We start from the raw sequence: 19,531 nt of genomic DNA, 5'->3' as shown, positions 1-19,531 counted from the left end.
GATACAAATTATCAGACTTTGTATCAACCTAAGGGAGAGCAAACAATATGCATGTGAATGTTAGAACCAGTGCAGTATTTTTTGACTGGGATAATTGAAGTAAATTCAATCAATAATCCGTGTTTTTTTGCGTATTTGTACACCAAGATTGGTGATTCATAAGGAAATACATTAGAAGGAATTAAGATCATGAAAAAAAGTCTATTTATATTAAGTATTACTATTTTAGGTTGTACATTAGTCACCAATGCGGCTAGTTATAAATTTGTTGCCAAAAATAACTCAATTAAAACTAAGATATGCATTGCTGTAGCCGAAGATAACAAACCAGCCCTTAAAAGTGGCATACGAACTAAGGGGTCTGCAGTATCTACTTCTGTACTGAGTCGAATCGTAGCGAATTCATTAACGTGTAATGATTTATTAGTGACTGCTTTTGCGATAAAATATAATGCCCTAGAAACTTACCGCTATTTAAATCGCTATACTTCAAAAAAAAATAAATTCTTGCCATCTACAGGCACCATAAGAGATATTTCTGCACAACATAATGAACAGGATAATGGTCGTGAGACATTGATCTTAATTTCAGGTCGGTAATAAATATGAGGGTTATCATATCCGTTCATACGGTTTAATCATTATACCAATTTCATTAATTAGATGGTCTACTTAATATGCAGGAAACAGCCCAATACAAGGTATTTATTTTAATAACTAATTGTTCAGGACAATAGGCGCCTGCATTGTCTAATAAACTGCATCCATGCAGCGATAATGATTAAATAACGCCGTAGTGGGCTTTTTTAACCAAGTGAAATGAAATGATCAGATAATAAGTGAGATTGGCATTACAGCTCACAAAATGCTACAGCGTAATTCGTTATAGCATTGACCCTTTTAATTAAAGTACTTCAGCAGCAAACTCAATGATACAGCATAGAGGCAATAAATATGGTTTTCCAAAAAGGTACCTTAGATTACAATTAAAGTGATGGGAACGTTCAATTAGATGTAGAAATAATATCAATTTGATTAGTTAAGTAATCACCTTTTTTATGAGGAAAAATGGATAAATACAAGACATAAAATTTAGTCAGTAGTTATTCACCTTATAAATTTTATAACGCTGTAGTTATTCATTTTAACCATTAAAAATGAGATTTAAAGGTGACTTGAATTGTTGTCTAAATCAATTGATTTTTTTAGCATTTCCACAGCCAAATTATTGCCCTCGATACTGAAGGGGTAAGATATACTTCTAAAATAATTTAAGTTCTTGTTCAGAAAACTCAATTTTCAAGCTATTAACGACTTCTTTAGCAACAATATCCTGTAACTTAAAGGTGTTACTAAAAGTCACTTCAAACTGATTGAGCCGCCAAAGCAGTGTGTTGGTTCTTACATCAATAAGCTCTAAGTTGACTCTGATTTTTTGGTCTTGGTGAATGTAGTTGCCACTTAAAACATAATCTACGTTTAGGTCTTTACCTACCGAAATTACATTGTAAACTTGTCCTGCATAGTGCCGAATTGAGCTGGAAGGACGAACTGTTAGGTTTTTAAGATAGGCAAAATCACCAATGATTTGATCGGCTAAAGCAAAACCAAAATAATCTGAATTCGCTGCCGGTATGATATTGGTTAATGGCAATACCGCGAGGCTAGGTCTAAAGTCATTAGGCGCTTTACCACCAACATTTAGGATTATAAAAATAAGTACCAGTAAGGCCATAAGGAAACTTAAGGCAATTTGATAACGCAGTTTAAATTTTCTTTCCGGTTGATTATCATGATGAAATACTTGTGTTGCTGTTTGGATTTCAGCAATAAACTGATAACCGCGACCATGGATTGTTTTGATAACTTGTTGACTTCGTCCGTCATCACCCAGCACTTTGCGTGCGCTTTTTATATTATTGCTTAAAGAGGTGTCACAGACTTCACGTCCAGCCCAAATATTGTTGAATATTTCCTGACGCGAAACAAGGCGCTCACGATGTTCAATTAAGTAAATGAGCAAATCAAATACTTGGGGTTCTATGGCAACAGCCTTTCCGACGTTTAGTAGCCTGAAGTTAATGGTATCAAGAAAAAAAGCGCCAAATTGATAGTTCATATTACTATAACCATTTTTATATGAGCAAAACGAAACTCCGCTGAGTCTAATATTCTAGTCAATTTTCTTATTTTTAGCTAAAACATTTCATTAATCATCTGGTTTTATATGCAGGGAAAGCAGCCAAATATAAGGCATTTATTTTAATAACGTTTTAATAACTAATTGTTCAGAACAATAGGCGCCTGCATTGTCTAATAAGCATGCATCTATGCCGTGATAATGATTAAATAAATAACCCAGTAGTGGTTTTTTTAACCAGGTGGAATGATCAGATAATGTAGTAAGATTGGTATAATACCAATTTGATTAATTAAGTGATCACCTTTTTCATGAGGAAAAATGGATAAATACAAGGCATAAAATTTAGTCAGTAGTTATTCTACTTATAAATTTTATAACGCTGTAGTTATTCATTTTAACCATTAAAAATGAGCAGGTAATTAATCAACTTGGTATTAGTAGATAATGCCGATTATCACGTCAACAAGATCATGAACTGGCGCTTTTAACCTCTGGCAGCTAGAGCCTGTAAAACTAACTTTATAGCCAAAGCCAAAAATGGAAGTAAGGTTAATTTATAAAGTAAGTTTGCTCGCAAAATCCGTATTTTTACCTCACTTACTATTTGAATCCAAGTAGTGATTTAACCTTGAGATTTTTCATATAGCCAGTGGCATCGTGATCTTTTCGCATAAAACCAATATTTTTTATAAATAGCAAAAAGTTTTTGATCACCTATTTTCGCTTCCATCGTATTTTTATGTGGTGCGGGGGGCGAACATGATAATTGCCATACCTAAAAGTGCTACACCTGAACCCACTAGATCCCATGCTGTTGGGCGAATGCCTTCTATAATCCACAACCATAAAATAGCCATAAAAATATAAACACCACCATAGGCCGCATAAACTCTACCAGCGGCCTCAGGGTGTAGAGAAAGCAACCACGAAAATGTGGCTAAGCTCAGAGCTGCTGGAATCAACAACCAAATTGACTTATCTTCGCGCAACCAAAGGTATGGTAAATAACAACCAATAATTTCAGCTAGAGCGGTAATCATAAAAAGACCAAATATTTTAAATTCCGACAAAAAACTCTCTCTTAGTAGTAAAAAATTTCCAACTTCAGCCGCAAATTTGCCAAAACTAAACGAAAAAATCTCTCAGCTGGAAATGGTTGTTGGGCTATAAGTCTACCTCAACTGAATAGCCATCGCTGGATAAAACGAGTGTAACGAGGCATGATCCAATAAACCATAAGAAAAACGATGACGCCTGTTACGGCAAGCGTAGTTATAAAATGATTATCGGGAAGCTGTAAGAACCGCAACACTGGTGCAACCACTATCGGCACACCAAGCACTAAAGGGTAAATGGCCGACCATGTCACTAGGTATTGCTTCCAGCGTACTGGTACTTTGGCTTTAGCTCTTTCTGGGGTAAACCAAAAATCGAGCCCGCTACTTATAAAAAAGTCATCGCCCGTTACCAATAACGGCTGAACCTTTTTAATTAAACGGGAGCGAGTTGTCGACTCCATCCATTCCTGTAGATGTGATCGGGTGTCGAATCGAATAATGATCGTGTATGTTCCAGTTAGTCCAGAAATTGGACGGACGATGTGCCAGTCCAAATTCCCCGGCCACGCTTTGCAAAGCGGCGCAATTTCATTAGACCAATGTTCGTAATCAGCGTGCTTGCATTCACGCACTCTATGCGTGATGACAACTGTCGCCCCTTCTATATCGCTGGGCTGCTTAGCAGCCTTATCTGTATTCATAATATCTGCGTCCTTATATTATACAACGCCTAAATAACAGGCTAAATAATAGTTGGCTACAATTGTCTAGCAAAACGAAACTTAGCCAACTATTAAGTGTCCGTTTGAGTAACTTAGTCACTAACTTACTCACTAACTTAGGTGACTAGCTGTGTGTGACAGCCGAGCATATTTACAGCACTGCCAGTTGAATTATCCTACTTTCGTTTTGAGCATTTTTTAAGATTACTTTACATAGGTTTAGTTTCGTCTATGCCATTTAAAGACTCATGGGAACGGACATAAAAATGAGATTAAGGTGTTTTTCTAATACGACTTAATACAACAACAATTCCACAACAAAGGCAAATAGCTTAAGGCATATTGTCTAGCAATGTTGTGGAAATAGCATGATTTGTCAGAGCTCGCTATTAAATATAATGTTGAATATTATCAAAAGCCGTTTTGTCATCTAATACTTTAGATAAAATCATTATGCCCTCTAAAGAGGCTAATAACTGAATAGCTCTAGCCTTAGCACTTGCTACTGTCATGCCTTTTTCTTCAATATAGCTTTGTTGCAACCACTTTATATTTAATTCAAAAAAACGTTTAATTTCACTTTTTACTTGCTCTGGTAAGGCATCTAACTGTGCACCTAATAAGCCACATAAGCACATTTGGTTATCTTTTTCTAATGCCGCTTTGAACATATTAATATAAAGCTTAATCGCACTACTCTCTTGTAGTTTTGCTTTTTCATCATTGAGTGATGCTAAAAACAGATCGGTATACTGATGCGCTAATTCTGCAGCTAAATCAGCTTTCGTTCGAAAATAGTAATGCACACTTGAGCTTTTAATGCCTATTTCATCGGCAAGCTCTCTAAAGCTAAAATTTCCGTAGCCGCCAGCCCTTACTTTGTTTTCAGCTAAGGTCAGTATTTGAGATTTTTTATTCATAAATAAATGCTATGTAAGAGGTTAAGTAAATAATGCCGGTATTAGCGATATATCTAGATAATGCTAATGTGAGTTACTCAATAATTTTGGCCATTATCAATGACTAGGTTATTTTATTCAAATACTTAATAATTTCGTCAGAGTGATACCACTAGATGCTTGTCTATTTTCAGTGATTTTTCAATAAGACTTCTTTTTTCAATAAACTAATCGCTTTATCGGCGGCGTAAATCGCGCCTTCAAGGTAGCCAGCATCTTCTTCGGAAAACTCACTACCTGCCAAGTATAAATTTAATGACGATAGCTCCTGAGAAAATCGCTTTATATGAAAATCAGGATGCGCAGGTGGCTCTGTTCTGTCTTTATCTGTGGCAACATGAACATCACTGCCCCAACTTTTTAAGTAACACTGTTCATAGTGCTGCGCTTCGTCGCCCAACAATAACTTAAGCTGATTAATGCACTGGGCTTTTAAATGTTCAATAGAAAAACTTTTTATAGCTTGAGATGAAAGTCCGATAAACCCAAATAATGCAAAACCCTGCTGATCTTTTGCTGAGGCATCATGAATTTCTATCATAGGTCCAACACGGCTAAATGCTTGCCCTGCCAGACCATTTTCTCGCCAAAAAGGTTTATGATAAGTCGCGACAAACTTTACTTGGTTTGCCATCCAAGTGGGTACAGCTACTAACGCTTTTGTTAACGCTGCACTCGCCCAATGAGTAGGCGTTAAGTATTCATGAATAAGTCTTGGTGGTAACGCTAAAATTAAATGGTCAGTTTCGTGAATCACGACCGAAGCATCTTTTGTATTTGTTACTGTTACTTGCCAAGTCTCATTAACCTTTTTTAAATTATCCACTTGGCAACTAAGCTGATAGTTATTTTTTGATAACTTAGCTTGTAAAGCCAAAATGAGCTTATATAAACCTCCTTCTAAACGATGCAATAAAGGCCCTTGACCATTTTCAATAATTTGAGGTTTTGTATTGGTATTTTCATGATAAACAACCGCACCAGCACTATGTTGATGAAATAAATTTTCATTCAAATGAGCGACTAATGCTTTCATGCGATGATGATGTGGGAATATCCATGTTGGACCAAGATCATGAAATAACGACTGATTGTTATTTACCTTGGGCTGTTCACTATGAATGCGCCCACCAAAAACATCTTTCGCTTCAAATAGCACATAAGGAATACTTAACTGTTCTAACTGAAACGCGGTATATAAACCAGCTAATCCACCACCAACAATAATTACGCGCCTGTTATTCATTAAAACCTCTAATCTACCTACTGATAGATAAATATTAACTGCCGTTGAATTTAAAAGCAAATTATTTTTACAGCAAGCTAGAAGTTACAATTAGCTACAAGTGAACATTTGACAATTGATATAAAAACCACCAAACTACCTACCAATAGGTAGATGTAAAATTAAATAAATCTAGGCTAAGTAAAATAACGCTTAGTTAAATAATACCAGTTCCATTAAGTTTGTGATCTTGTTGTGCGCAGGAAAAATAACTTAAGGTAAGGCGCTCGATTGAGCAATAGCTGGCTATTGGGATTGAGAGCAACACAGCCTTGAGCTATTTTAACTAGTACAAGTGAGCAATAACTTAATGGGATTGGTATAAGACTCATTAATGGGAGATACAAATGAAAATATATGATGTTGAAGGTTTTCCTAACCCGCTTCGTGTACGAATGGCTTTAGCCGAAAAAAATGCACTAGAGCAAGTTACTTTTGTTCCTGTTGATGTAATGAACGCTGAGCATAGAAGTGAGGCTTTCCTCGTAAAAAATCCAGCTGCCGGTGTTCCGGTACTCGAATTAGATGATGGTAGCTATATTTCTGAATGTTCAGCTATTATTGAATATATCGATCACACATTTGAGGGTATTTCATTAACAGGAACGTCTGCTAAAGAACGTGCTGTTATTAGCATGATGCAACGCAGAGCTGAATTTATGGTACTTGACGCTGCGGCTATTTATTTTCATCATGCGACGGATGGTTTAGGACCCGATCTTGAAATAGACCCAAATAAAACATGGGGCAATAAACAAGGAAAAAACGTACTGGCTGGTTTTAAATATTTTAATACGGTGTTAAGTAGCACGCCTTATGTCGCTGGTGAAGCATTTACTATGGCTGATATTACCTTATTCGCAGGTCTTGCTTTTGCTGATTTTGGCAAACTAACCGTACCAAGTGAATACACACATTTACTTGCATGGCGTGCAAAGATTCAAGACCGCCCTAGCCTTAAATAAAACTATATCGCGAGTTGTTCAACCGCCTTCATGGTATTAACGACTCGCGGCCCTTTACTATTTTTTTAACGAGGATTTACTTATGGGAATTTTGGATGATTTTAATCAAAGAGCAGTTGTTCATAGTGCCTCATTAGACTGGTTAGCCTCTCCTATGCCCGGCGTTGAAAGAAGACCTCTAGATAGAGTCGGTGGAGAAGTCGCTAGAGCAACTAGCATAGTACGATACGCAAAAGGCAGTAAATTTTCTGCTCATGTTCATACCGGTGGCGAAGAGTTTGTTGTGCTTGACGGTGTATTTCAAGATGACAGTGGCGATTTTCCTACCGGCTCGTATATTCGAAATCCGCCACAATCTAGTCATACGCCACGCTCTGATAACGGCTGTATTATTTTTGTAAAGTTGTGGCAATTTCAACCTGAAGATAGAACCCAGGTTCGTCTACAGATAGATAAAATGTCCGCAATTCCTTCACCAACAGTTGGCGTTTCTATTACCCCGTTATACAAAGACAAACATGAAGAAGTGTCGGTTTATTATTTTGAAGCGAATGCAAAAATAAGTTTATCGGTTCCTGAAGGTGCAGAAATATTAGTCTTAGCGGGGGAGTTACAAGCACAAGATGATTTACTGCAACAGCATAGCTGGATGCGTTTACCTTTAGGTGACACCTTAGCAGTAACAGCAAAAAATAATGGCGCTAAAGTTTGGGTTAAAATAGGGAATTTACCTGATGTAAGCAACCAAATAAAACGGGTTCAAGCGGCGAGCTAATTTAAAAAAACATAAAAAAGGGGACATATCATCCCTTTTATTAAGTTTTATGAGAAATTTTTATCATGCAAATAAATGGCTTAACATGAATAGTTAGGCTTTTTTAGTCCTATACACGAACGCCCTACCGCACCAAGAACCTTAACTTCATCAATTAAAATTAAATGTTATTGCCCAATGGCTGTTTATAATTTTTCTGTGCTTGTCTGCGCTAATCGTTCCATAAAGTGATTAATACCAAGTTGATTAATTACCTACTCATTTTTAATGGTTAAAATGAATAATACCAGTTCCATTAAGTTTGTGATCTTGTTGTGCGCAGGAAAAATAACTCAAGGTAAGGCGCTCGATTGAGCAATAGCTGGCTATTGGGATTGAGAGCAACACAGCCTTGAGCTATTTTAACTAGTACAAGTGAGTAATAACTTAATGGGATTGGTATAACTACAGCGCTATAAAATTCATAAGGTGAATAACTACTGACTAAATTTTATGCCTTGTATTTATCCATTTTTCCTCATGAAAAAGGTGATCACTTAATTAATCAAATTGGTATAAATCTAAAACGTGACCAGTTACATCATTCATCTTAGTCTTGTACCTCTTCATCGGTAATTTTTTTACTTTGATTTATTCTCAACGCTAAATACAAGTCAGAGTGAACATAAATGCCATCGCTACCTGATTTAATATCTGCGTTTTTAAACCACGCCAACAGTTGACGTTTTCTACCGGCAAGTTCAAGACGTACCCCGCGTTTTTTAAAGATAATATTTAAATCCGCCAGCATTGCCATAACACTTAAATCTAAATGGGTGAAGCACGGGACCGCGTCGATAATGACGCACTGAATGTCATCTTTTTGTCTGGCATATTGCTCTAATAATCTGCGTTTAAAAAAACTAGAATTAAAGTATGTTAATGGCGAATTAAAGCGATAGATGAAAATACCATCCACCGCTTTGGCTTTATCGCTGGTATCTAAACTTCTGACCACACCATTAACATCGACACCAAGTATATTGTCAGTTGGGCGCATTACCGTGCGGATAAATTGAAATAAACCCAGTAATACCGCAAGTGTAATGCCTGGAATAACACCAATTAACAGTACCGCAAACAATGTCGTTAAGGTTAAGTAAAATGCTTGCCGGTCTTTTAACCTTAACTGCCATACCGCTTTTAAATCTAAAAGATGTATTGACGCTATAATCAACACCACACCTAATGCAGCACTGGGAATAAATTCAAGTGGCGCGGTTAAAAAAATGGCAATAATGCCAATAATAATGGCCGCAATAATAGAGACTAATTGTGTTTTACCGCCATTAGCATCATTTACTGCCGTGCGCGAATCTGCGCCACTGACCGCAAAGCCTTGTGATAAAGCAGACGCAAAATTTGCCATACCCAAAGCCATAAATTCTTTGTCTGCATCAATATCATAGCTATTTTTTGCAGCAAAACTGCGTGCAGTTAGCATCATACTAACAAAGCTGACTATCGCTAAGTTAAGTGCCGGGATCACTAGCTCACGAATAATACCCAGATCAAAATCAGGTGCTTTAAATAAGGGTAAACCCCCGTCAACAATGCCAATAGTTTTTATGCCAAACTGCTCTAAATTAAAAAGCCATACTAATGTAGCTGCAAAAGCGATGGCGAACATAGAGGCAGGCCAAGTGGGTTTTAAACGTTTCATCACAAAATAAATACTAACGGTAAGCAAGGCGGTTAATAGGGTTGGCACATGCGCTTGCGAAAGATAATCAGGCACGCCGCCCAAGCGCTCAAGCAAATATTTCTCATCAAAGGTAAAACCAAAAACTTTAGAAAACTGTCCAACAATAATAGTAATAGCGACACCATTTAATAGCCCCATCAATATAGGTTTGGATAAAAAATCAGCCAAAACCCCAAGCTTAAAACGACTGGCAATAATGCACCAAAAACCTGTCATGGCCGTCATGGTGATCACTAATTGCCAATGCTTAACAATGTCACCTGCGGCTAAAGGTGTTACCACAGCGGCAATAACGGCACAAGTCGCGGCGTCGGGACCAACAATCAATTGTTTGGAGGTGCCAAAGAGGGCATATATAATCATGGGTAAAACGCAAGAATATAAGCCAACAACGGCATTGACGCCGGTAAGTTGTGCATAAGCGATGGCAACCGGTAAAGCCACTGCCGCAACCGACAATGCCGCTTTAGCATCATCAGCAAGCCATTGACGCTCATAGTTAAATAAAACCTTTAAACCCGGCATAATATTATATAAACGTGGCAACAAAGCAGTTTCCTTACTGAAAGAGTTAGTGTTTAAATGATAGAACTATTGAAGCACTTAATATAGCGAATGTATGCTCTAGAAACTCCTGCTGCTTTAAAATTTTCAGTAAGCCATAAATGCAATAAAAAATATAAACAGCATGAAACCTGGATAAATAATCTCTTCATAAACCAGCTAGTAAAGTCTGCTAATAAAAGCTGTTAATAACAGCCTATAACAGACTTTTACTTTAACATCCCTTAACCTTTAATCGTGTAATAACCCTTGATAGACAACGACACAGTTACCGGTTGTTGGGTTTTATTTCTCCAATACCAACCATGTGAGCCTTTAAATGGTGTCGTAAGTGAACCTTGCATGCTGTTTGTCGTAGCAATTGAAAAGCTTTCAAAATAGCCTGTGGTATCCCCTGCTGGCTCACCGTGAAAGTCAAAATAGAGTACTTCACCATCAGTCTGCCATTCGTACGCTACATGGGCGTGTTTATCCATATATAATTTATATTCTAAGCCTTTGCCTGCAGGGATAATAATCTCAATGTTGTCGGTACGTAAGAGATCATTTTGTTTACCTCGATCGACAATCGAGGTTGGCGAATTTTCTGACGCTTCAGCGATTGCCGTTAGCCCTAAAGCTTTACCTATGCCCGTTGGGTCAATATTATATTCTGCGGGTAAAATGCAGGTGATCAGTAATGTTATTGCCACTAAAAGCGCCATAGCAAAGGCTTTAATTAAAGTCGTCGTGCTATGTACCGGCATATTAAATTGATTCATCTTATATCCTAAATATTTTTTTATGTGTTTTACTGATTTATTGATTTACTTGATACGATAACAACAAGCTAGAATAGCCCTAAGTTGATGGTACTTTTAGCGAAGGTAAGTCACCGATGTTAACTGATAAAATAGCCAGTTAGTTGTAAACCTATCAGCATAAAGCCCGTGCTCATTAGGGCCGTATTGGTGAATTTTGCAAAGCTTAGGTAGCTGCTATGTTTGCGCCAAAAATTTAATACCATTAATACCATAGCAAGTGCTAAAAACTGACCTATTTCGACACCTACATTGAATGAGATAATATTGCTCACTAAGCCATTATTGGGTAACTGAAATTCTTGTATTTTAGTGGCTAAGCCAAAACCATGAAATAAACCAAATACTGTTACAGCGATTTTAGTATTGGGTTGGTAGTTAAATAGCCGTTGAAAGCCGCCTAAGTTATCAAAGCCTTTATAGACCACCGATAACCCGATAATGGCGTCAATAATATAAGCATTAATTTCAATCTGGCTAAATACGCCATAAAGCAAAGTTACACTATGACCTAGGGTGAATAAGCTCACATAAAGCAGTACATCTTTACTGCGAAACAAAAAGAACACCACACCAAGCAAAAATAATAAATGGTCATAACCTGTTAGCATGTGTTTTGCGCCAATATAAATAAACGAGAATATTGCGCTGCCTTCATTAGCCTCTAAAAAATTTTTTGTCACATCGTCTACGCCGTGAGCCAATAGTGAAAATGACGAAAAAAGCCCTATCGCCATTAACAGCAAAAGTATAAATTTTTTACGGGTGTAATTCACTGAGTTATCCTTGTTACTGAAGGTTTTTATTAAATATTTTATGCCGGTGTTATACACTAAATTTGTATCTAAAGGGAATATACTAAATAATAGTTTCACTTGTATAAACAATTTGCCCAATGCATAAGCGGATTTGCCTGGTAACGCGCTTTTAGCGCCTGTGATTGTTGTTAACAAAACGCTTATTCAAACCTTAGGTTAAATACTTTTAATGCCCATAAATGACACCCTGCAAATGATCAGTTTAGTTGATCTATCTATTGCTTTTATCCCCGTTATTATTGCGCTGGCTTTTTTATATTTGTGGTCACTCAATGTAAAACAAGCGAGCTATGCCCTTTCACGTATGCTGGTACAGCTCTTATTTATCGGCTACGCACTCAGCTACATTTTTTATTCTGATAATGTCTGGTTAATCACGTCAATTTTGTTAGCGATGGTTAGTATTTCTTGTTGGATTGCCTTACGCACTTTGCCTGCATATCGATTAGTGCTATTTAAACAAGGCTTTATTGCCATATTATGTGGTGGTGGCTTTACCTTATTGGTTATCAGCCAAGGCGCATTGTCTTTAAAACCATGGTATCAAGCACAAGTTATTATTCCACTGGCGGGCATGATATTTGCCACCGCAATGAACAGCATTAGTCTGTCTGCGGAGCGAATATTTTCAGAGCTAGACAATAACACACCCTACCCAATAGCACGTAAGCAGGCGCTTAATGCCGCGACAATACCGGTGATTAATTCGTTATTTGCTGTGGGTTTAGTCTCATTACCTGGCATGATGACAGGACAAATACTGTCAGGAATCTCTCCTTTGATTGCCGTTAGATATCAAGTAATTGTCATGTGTATGATTTTCGCCTCTGCGATACTTTCTGCGGTAATATTTTTACTCTTATCAGAAAATACCATTAAACACATCATCAAGCAAAAGCACAGTACCTGAGTATAACCAGCTTACTAGTGGTTAATTGCCCTATAATACCAATCCCATTAAGTTATTGCTCACTTGTACTAGTTAAAATAGCTCAAGGCTGTGTTGCTCTCACTCCCAATAGCCAGCTATTGCTCAATCGAGCGCCTTACCTTGAATTATTTTTCCTGCGCACAACAAGATCACAAACTTAATGGCACTGGTATTACTTAACAAGTAGAACCATTTGAGATGCATTATTGATAAAAGTACCATTTGAAACTATAATAAGGTTGGCGACTTTTATCAGGAGATCTATATGAACGTTGCAAGTAAGCAGAATCAGGCACCTAAAATTAGCAGTGCCGTGGCTTTTAAACTGGGTAGTAATATATTAGAGAAGTGGCAATGCAGTGCCAGCGATAAGCAAGCTATTCTAGGCTTGAGCAAAAGTAGCTATTACCGCTTTCAACACAATGAAAGCGCTACTCTTTCTAACGACCAACTAGAGCGTATTAGTTACATTGCTAATATTCATCAAGCATTAAAAATGGTTTTTTCTAATCCTGACAATGTTTATGGTTTTATGGCGATGAAAAATGATAATCCTTACTTTAATGGTCATTCGCCATTGTCGCTTATCTCAAGTGGAAATTTTGGCACGTTATACGAAGTTTTTAAACGTATAGACGCCATGCGTAACGGGCAGTAGTAAGGTGAAAGCGGACACTAAAAAACTAAAATTGCTGAACAAAAGTGCCTTTAGGTTAGTGAATTCAAAATTCCCCCCTATGACACTTTTTGATGATGTGATCAACAAAGAAGACTTTGCAACAGTTTACGCTATTCAAGCGCTAACCAACCCAAGAATATTAAATGAGCTTGGCGACTTATCACTATTATCAAGCAGTGAAATTCCATTTGGCATTGATGGTGTAAATTATGTAACCGCACCTTTTACCCATATTAATCCTGAAGGCTCACGCTTTAGCAATGGTGATTTTGGCGTGCTTTATCTTGCAGACACCATAGATACCGCAATTAAAGAAAGCCTTTACCATCAAGAAAAGTACTTTCAAAACCTGCAGGGTTTACATTATGACACGGTGGATATGCGTTGTTTAAAAGTAACGTTTAGTGCAAGTGTCGCTGATTTGTTTCAGGTTAAAGGTATTTATGAACAAGAAGATTACTCGCTACCAAGGCGGCTTGGCGCAGAGCTTAAAAAAAATGCTCAGCAAGGTTTTCAATATTACTCGGTAAGAAATCAAGGTGGCACCTGTTGGGGATTATTTTCACCTATTCATGTCACTAGCGCTATTCAAACTAAACATTTTGAGTTTATCTTTGACGGAAAATCGATGTCGAAGGTTCGAGAGTTAGTTAAGCAGTAACTTCACTTAGCTAAGCTTATTTATAATGCACGGTATGAGTGGATAGCGGTTGGTACTAAAGATTAATACAGGGTAAAAATGGTTATGTATTGCCATTTAAACAAGACATAACCATGAATTATTTAGCGAAGAAAGCTGCTTTCAACGCTAAATGTTGCTGCTATATTTTAGTAAAACATCACTTTTGCAAGCGTATATTAATCTAAGCTGCTTTTGTGATTAAAGGCCATTAAAAGTGATTAAAAAGCAAAGTCTTCACTCGCTAATGCCATCATTGAATCAACACCACCTTCAATACAAGCGGCATGTCCTTTGGCACGTGGCAATATACGTTTAAAGTAAAAGTTTGCTGTTTTAATTTTTGCTTGATAAAACGCTTTATCTTCATCGCCACTTTTTAACTTATCTTGAGCCACTGCAGCCATTCTCGCCCAGAAATAAGCTAAGGTAACATAACCCGCAAACATCAAATAGTCGACTGATGCGCCGCCAATTTCATCTGCGTTGCTCATCGCTTTTTTACCTACATCAGCTGTTATTCCTTGCCATTGCTGACAATAAGCACCTAGTGCTTGGATATGTTCCGCCATTTCTGAATTACCGGCATGCTGTTGGCAAAATGCGCCAATATCAGTCATAAACGGTTTTAAAATAGCGCCTTTACTACCTAGAATTTTACGCGCAAGTAAATCTAAGGCTTGAATACCAGTAGTACCTTCATATATGCAACTTATTTTAGTATCGCGCACTAATTGTTCCATGCCCCATTCTTTGATAAAGCCGTGACCACCTAATATCTGTATACCGTGACTGGTACACTCAAAGCCTAGTTCACTCAACAATGCTTTAGCTATCGGTGTTAACAAAGCAAGTCTTGTTTCAGCGTCGGCTACTTTGGCTGCATCTTTTTCGGCATGTGTTACATCAACTAACTGTGACAAATAACCCAATAACGCTCGGCCACCTTCAGCAATAGATTTTTGCGTTAACAACATTCTACGCACATCAGGATGGACAATAATCGGATCTGCTGGACCGTTTGGATTTTTAACACCGCTAATTGAGCGCATTTGCAAACGGTCTTTAGCGTAAGCTAACGCCCCTTGAAAAGATGCTTCTGTTGCGGCCGTACCTTCAAGTGCTACACCTAAACGTGCTGCATTCATAAAGGTAAACATGCAGTTTAAGCCGCGGTTAACTTCACCAATTAAATAGCCTTTGGCATTATCAAAATTAATCACACAAGTCGCATTAGCGTTAATACCCATTTTGTGTTCGATAGAACCACAACTCACCGCGTTTCTGTCGGCTATTGTGCCATCATCATTAACGTCGAATTTTGGTACGATGAAAAGAGAAATACCTTTACTACCTTCAGGCGAACCTGGGATACGGGCAATAACAATATGCACAATATTGTCAGATAAATCATGCTCACCCGCTGAAATAAATATTTTTGAGCCGGTTAATGAATAGCTACCATCGTCTGTTAATTCTGCTTTGGTGCGCAGCATGCCTAAATCGGTACCACAATGCGCTTCAGTTAAACACATGGTTCCGGTCCAGCTACCTTCAACAAGGTTTGGCATAAATTGTTGCTTTTGTTTATCAGTACCATGCGCTTCGATGGTAGCCATTGCGCCATGACTTAAACCAGGATACATAGCAAAACTATGATTGGCTGCTGACATCATTTCACTGATCGCGCCATTCAATGAATGTGGCAAGCCTTGACCGCCAAACTCTACACTTTGTGATAAGGTTGGCCAGCCACCGTCAACATACTGTTTATAAGCGTCTTTAAAGCCATCTGGTGTAGTTACTACGCCATCTGTTAATGTACAACCTTGTTGATCACCTATTTGATTAATGGGTGCGATAACCTGCTCAGTAAATTTGGCAGCTTCGCTAAGAATAGCATCAACCATATCTTCACTGGCATCAGAGTAACCAAGTTCTTGGTAATGTTTGTTGCAGTTTAATAGCTCTTGCATAACAAACTTTATATCTCTAATCGGGGCTTTATACTCAGGCATTTATTTATTCTCCAGTTATTATTAGATACAGTGTTTTGTTTAATAAAAGTTAACTTTACTATTACTGAAAATAGCACAGTGGTAGTACCAGTACGAGCAATTAAACTTTTTAGATTACTTTTAAATATAATAACCATGAAAAATCGTCTTACGCTTAATATTTTTTAAAATTAGTCTCGAAAAATCAACAACCCGTTACTCATCATTCGTGGTAGTTCTATAATTTTATGCTAATCACAAGACAGCTATAAAACAAATGAATATTTTTTATTACCTACTATTAGAATTTCATATATACCCGCTCCACATTAATATACAGCAAGTTGACTAAATATATCTATAATTTGACTACTGTCAAGATAGATCATATGTTATTTTGCTACTTTCAAGTTTAGTCGCATTTTTATCTTATATATACCCGATCCACTTCAAGGTGCAGGTTTGTGCAAGTCGAGAAAGGGTTAGCTACCAGGTATGGATTGAAGAGAATAGTTATTCTTGGCAACTGTTCCTGCGTTGCTCTAATAATCCACATCCATGTGGGAATATTGTCGAAATCCATAATGCCACAGATGACCCTTTATCGACTTGCTGAAACTGCATCTTGAAGTGGAACGGGTATAGCACCTCTACTATACGTTTTTATAATATCGTATTATTAAAATTATTCATTGGTGTTATAAAAATATCATCTTTAGCATAAGTAATACCAATTTTATTAATTAAGTGATCTACTTTTTCATGAGGAAAAATGGACAAATACAAGGCATAAAATTTAGTCAGTAGTTATTCACCTTATAAATTTTATAACGCTGTAGTTATTCATTTTAACCCTTAAAAATGAGCAGGTAATTAATCAACTTGGTATAATACCAATTTCATTAAGTTTGTGATCTTGTTGTGCGCAGGAAAAATAATACCAATTTGATTAATTAAGTGATCTAATTTTTCATGAGGAAAAATGGATAAATACAAGGCATAAAATTTAGTAAGTAGTTATTCTACTTATAAATTTTATAACGCTGTAGTTATTCATTTTAACCATTAAAAATGAGCAGGTAATTAATCAACTTGGTATAACTCAAGGTACGGCGCTCGATTGAGCAATAGCTGGCTATTGGGAGTGAGAGCAACACAGCCTTGAGCTATTTTAACCAGTACAAGTGAGCAATAACTTAATGGGATTGGTAACACCACAAGCATGCTTTTATGCTGTACGTTATTACTAAGCTTAAATTTAAGCAGCAAATTAATCATCCACTATTTAACATTATTATAAAGGAGCTGCTATGTCAGTGATTGCCCTGTTAGAAAAACGCTACTCTACTCGTGCTTATTTGGATAAACCCATACCACAAACATTACTTGACGCTATTTTTACACAAGCACAACAAGCGCCTTCAAACTGTAATGTGCAACCCTGGCAAACCTGTGTGGTGTCAGGCGAAAGAAAAGAGCAATTAAAAAATGCTCTGATCTCGACAGTCATGAAAGGTGCTGCACCCAATCCTGATTTTAACTGGCTACCTAAATATGAAGGTGTTCACCGAGATCGCCAATTTGGCTCAGCGAATGCACTTTATAGTGCTATTGGCGTGACCCGAGAAGATAAGCAAGGCCGACAGCAAGCCATGATAAGAAACTGGAGCTTTTTTGATGCACCACACGTTGCCTTTTTTACCATGGACAAATATTTAGATATTATGGGCGCAGTTGATCTGGGTATTTATGCCCAAACGCTGTCATTAATACTCGCAGAGCATGGCTTGTCGTCTTGTATGCAAGGCGCACTGGGACAGTTTCCAGACCCCATAAAAGCAGCCCTTAACTTGCCAGAACAACGTGGCATTTTATTTGGTATGTCATTTGGTTATGCTGATGAAAGCGCTGCCGTAAATAGCACCCGAACTGAACGTGAAGAAATGGCTAATGCTGTTACCTTTTTTAACTAATGTTGAAAATATTTTAAGCAAACGTACATATTTTTCTGGTGATCGTTTCAGTACCGCTGATACTATAATGATAATCATATTAGAAATGACTGAAAGTCTCGGATTAGTAGAAAATCGCACCATAGCCCAAGCCTACCAAAAATCAGCAAGTTTTGGTTAGTAAGGACATTGCATTCAAATTAGATAACTTTAGGAAAAACCGTGGAATTAATCGATTTAAACATTAATGAAAAAATTGCAACAATTACTTTAAAAAATGGCAAAGTTAACGCTATTTCTCACCAAGTAATAGCCGAAATAAACGACGCTTTAGATCAAGCTGAATCCGCAGGCGCTGTGGTTATTTTAACGGCACAACCGGGTATATTCTCTGCTGGATTTGACTTGAAAACCATGAAAGAAAGTTCAGAGTCAGCGGTGGCTTTAGTTACTGCAGGTTCTACTTTATCTCGTCGTATGTTGTCATTTCCATTCCCTATTATCGGTGCATGCTCTGGTCATGCTGTCGCTAAGGGTGCATTTTTATTACTCAGTTGTGATTATCGTATCGGCAGTTTAGGCAAATTTAAAATCGGCTTAAACGAAGTCACTATTGGTATGACTATGCACCAAGCCGGCATTGAAATAGCCCGCAATCGCATACCCACTAACTATTTAACGCGCTCGGTGATTAATGCAGAATTGTTCTCACCAGAAACAGCTGTTTTAGCTGGATTTTTAGACACGCTAGTAGAACCAGAGCAGTTGATGGCTACAGCGAAGATTGCTGCTACTCATATGCTGACATTGAATATGAAGGCGCACCACGGTACTAAGTTAAAAGAAAGAAAAAATATTTTAGCGGCGCTAGATACAGCAATTGCCCTTGATGCTGCTATGGTTATCGCTTTATAAGGATTCTTTAAAACCGGTCGATATAATACCTGCCTATGCACTTAAATCAGAAAGTCAGTTTTAAGTGCATAATGATCATCGCTATTAAGCCCTATACGAGAACCATCTAGGTTCAAATATAACTTATACCAACCCCATTAAGTTATTGCTCACTTGTACTAGTTAAAATAGCTCAATGCTGTGTTGCTCTCAATCCCAATAGCCAGCTATTGCTCAATCGAGCGCCTTACCTTGAATTATTTTTCCTGCGCACAACAAGATCACAAACTTAATGGAACTGGTATTAGACTTCAGTCCATCATGTCAAATGGCATTTAATTTTTTTGGTGAAAATACCAAACAACAACAACAACAATACCTGCTGCCAATATTTTTTGGCTCATGCCATTAATCATCCGCTTAATGGCTGACGGACTTTAGTCTGAGGAATCCCCACAAGTTACTCAATATAAACTATCTTGAATAAGTGTCTTCATGGCACTTAGTATCATTCTATCCGATAGATAATATCGTTTATGTTGCAGTACCCTTAACGCTAAATACCC

Annotated in this window: 18 protein-coding genes; 9 read left to right on the top strand and 9 right to left on the bottom strand. The window is 37.4% G+C overall.

The window, feature by feature from the left end:
- Window positions 1–189: 189 nt before the first annotated feature.
- Window positions 190–600, top strand: coding sequence for a DUF3718 domain-containing protein (locus ESZ39_RS09615; protein WP_146879701.1), 411 nt, complete (start codon window positions 190–192; stop codon window positions 598–600).
- Window positions 601–1,261: 661 nt separating this feature from the next.
- Here ESZ39_RS09615 and ESZ39_RS09610 read toward each other — a convergent pair.
- The 5 genes from ESZ39_RS09610 to ESZ39_RS09590 form a co-directional block, all read right to left on the bottom strand.
- Window positions 1,262–2,119 (bottom strand): winged helix-turn-helix domain-containing protein, encoded by an 858-nt coding sequence (locus ESZ39_RS09610; protein WP_146879700.1) that lies wholly within the window; start codon window positions 2,117–2,119, stop codon window positions 1,262–1,264.
- 761 nt (window positions 2,120–2,880) lie between these two features.
- Window positions 2,881–3,213 (bottom strand): YnfA family protein, encoded by a 333-nt coding sequence (locus ESZ39_RS09605; protein WP_146879699.1) that lies wholly within the window; start codon window positions 3,211–3,213, stop codon window positions 2,881–2,883.
- A gap of 107 nt (window positions 3,214–3,320) precedes the next feature.
- The gene (locus ESZ39_RS09600; protein WP_146879698.1) at window positions 3,321–3,902 is read right to left on the bottom strand and encodes an antibiotic biosynthesis monooxygenase; all 582 of its coding nucleotides are present in this window, start codon (window positions 3,900–3,902) and stop codon (window positions 3,321–3,323) included.
- 410 nt (window positions 3,903–4,312) lie between these two features.
- Window positions 4,313–4,843: a TetR/AcrR family transcriptional regulator gene (locus ESZ39_RS09595; protein ID WP_146879697.1), complete on the bottom strand. Its 531-nt coding sequence runs from the start codon at window positions 4,841–4,843 to the stop codon at window positions 4,313–4,315.
- A 169-nt stretch (window positions 4,844–5,012) separates the two neighbouring features.
- Window positions 5,013–6,128, bottom strand: a complete 1,116-nt coding sequence (locus ESZ39_RS09590) for a flavin monoamine oxidase family protein (protein WP_146879696.1) — start codon at window positions 6,126–6,128, stop codon at window positions 5,013–5,015.
- A gap of 386 nt (window positions 6,129–6,514) precedes the next feature.
- Here ESZ39_RS09590 and ESZ39_RS09585 point away from each other — a divergent pair, with 386 nt between their 5' ends.
- Window positions 6,515–7,132, top strand: coding sequence for a glutathione S-transferase (locus tag ESZ39_RS09585; RefSeq protein ID WP_146879695.1), 618 nt, complete (start codon window positions 6,515–6,517; stop codon window positions 7,130–7,132).
- A gap of 82 nt (window positions 7,133–7,214) precedes the next feature.
- Window positions 7,215–7,907, top strand: a complete 693-nt coding sequence (locus tag ESZ39_RS09580; protein WP_146879694.1) for a cupin domain-containing protein — start codon at window positions 7,215–7,217, stop codon at window positions 7,905–7,907.
- A 589-nt stretch (window positions 7,908–8,496) separates the two neighbouring features.
- Here ESZ39_RS09580 and ESZ39_RS09575 read toward each other — a convergent pair.
- From ESZ39_RS09575 to ESZ39_RS09565, 3 genes are all read right to left on the bottom strand, one after another.
- Window positions 8,497–10,200 carry a SulP family inorganic anion transporter gene (locus tag ESZ39_RS09575; protein WP_191321745.1) on the bottom strand — a complete coding sequence of 568 codons (1,704 nt, stop codon included), beginning with the start codon at window positions 10,198–10,200 and terminating at the stop codon, window positions 8,497–8,499.
- Between the two features lie 239 nt (window positions 10,201–10,439).
- Entirely contained in the window at window positions 10,440–10,976 is a 537-nt protein-coding gene (locus ESZ39_RS09570; protein ID WP_146879692.1) for a hypothetical protein, read from the bottom strand.
- A gap of 119 nt (window positions 10,977–11,095) precedes the next feature.
- Complete coding sequence (locus ESZ39_RS09565) at window positions 11,096–11,752, bottom strand: HupE/UreJ family protein (RefSeq protein WP_146879728.1); 657 nt, start codon at window positions 11,750–11,752, stop codon at window positions 11,096–11,098.
- A 250-nt stretch (window positions 11,753–12,002) separates the two neighbouring features.
- Between ESZ39_RS09565 and ESZ39_RS09560 the strand changes: the two genes are divergently transcribed.
- From ESZ39_RS09560 to ESZ39_RS09550, 3 genes are all read left to right on the top strand, one after another.
- A complete protein-coding gene (locus ESZ39_RS09560) occupies window positions 12,003–12,743 on the top strand; it encodes an ABC transporter permease (protein WP_223270326.1) in 741 nt (246 codons plus the stop codon).
- 286 nt (window positions 12,744–13,029) lie between these two features.
- Window positions 13,030–13,422, top strand: a complete 393-nt coding sequence (locus ESZ39_RS09555; RefSeq protein WP_146879691.1) for an antitoxin Xre-like helix-turn-helix domain-containing protein — start codon at window positions 13,030–13,032, stop codon at window positions 13,420–13,422.
- A 58-nt stretch (window positions 13,423–13,480) separates the two neighbouring features.
- A complete protein-coding gene (locus ESZ39_RS09550; RefSeq protein WP_223270325.1) occupies window positions 13,481–14,104 on the top strand; it encodes an RES family NAD+ phosphorylase in 624 nt (207 codons plus the stop codon).
- 239 nt (window positions 14,105–14,343) lie between these two features.
- Here the strand turns inward: ESZ39_RS09550 and ESZ39_RS09545 are convergent, their stop codons facing one another.
- Window positions 14,344–16,140, bottom strand: a complete 1,797-nt coding sequence (locus ESZ39_RS09545; protein WP_146879690.1) for an acyl-CoA dehydrogenase C-terminal domain-containing protein — start codon at window positions 16,138–16,140, stop codon at window positions 14,344–14,346.
- Window positions 16,141–17,429: 1,289 nt separating this feature from the next.
- Between ESZ39_RS09545 and ESZ39_RS09540 the strand changes: the two genes are divergently transcribed.
- Genes ESZ39_RS09540 through ESZ39_RS09530 form a run of 3 tightly spaced genes read left to right on the top strand, consistent with a single transcriptional unit; the run spans window position 17,430 to window position 18,986 of the window.
- Window positions 17,430–18,092 (top strand): nitroreductase family protein, encoded by a 663-nt coding sequence (locus tag ESZ39_RS09540; RefSeq protein ID WP_146879689.1) that lies wholly within the window; start codon window positions 17,430–17,432, stop codon window positions 18,090–18,092.
- A complete protein-coding gene (locus ESZ39_RS09535) occupies window positions 18,070–18,252 on the top strand; it encodes a glutathione binding-like protein (protein WP_146879688.1) in 183 nt (60 codons plus the stop codon). The genes ESZ39_RS09540 and ESZ39_RS09535 overlap by 23 nt, the downstream gene beginning before the upstream one ends.
- 41 nt (window positions 18,253–18,293) lie before the next feature.
- Window positions 18,294–18,986 carry a crotonase/enoyl-CoA hydratase family protein gene (locus ESZ39_RS09530; protein ID WP_146879687.1) on the top strand — a complete coding sequence of 231 codons (693 nt, stop codon included), beginning with the start codon at window positions 18,294–18,296 and terminating at the stop codon, window positions 18,984–18,986.
- Window positions 18,987–19,531 lie beyond the last annotated feature (545 nt).

This window comes from Colwellia sp. C1TZA3, from assembly GCF_007954265.1.
GTDB lineage: Bacteria > Pseudomonadota > Gammaproteobacteria > Enterobacterales > Alteromonadaceae > Cognaticolwellia.
Note: the sequence above shows the minus strand (reverse complement) of the source record. Positions and strands in the feature narration are given on the sequence as shown.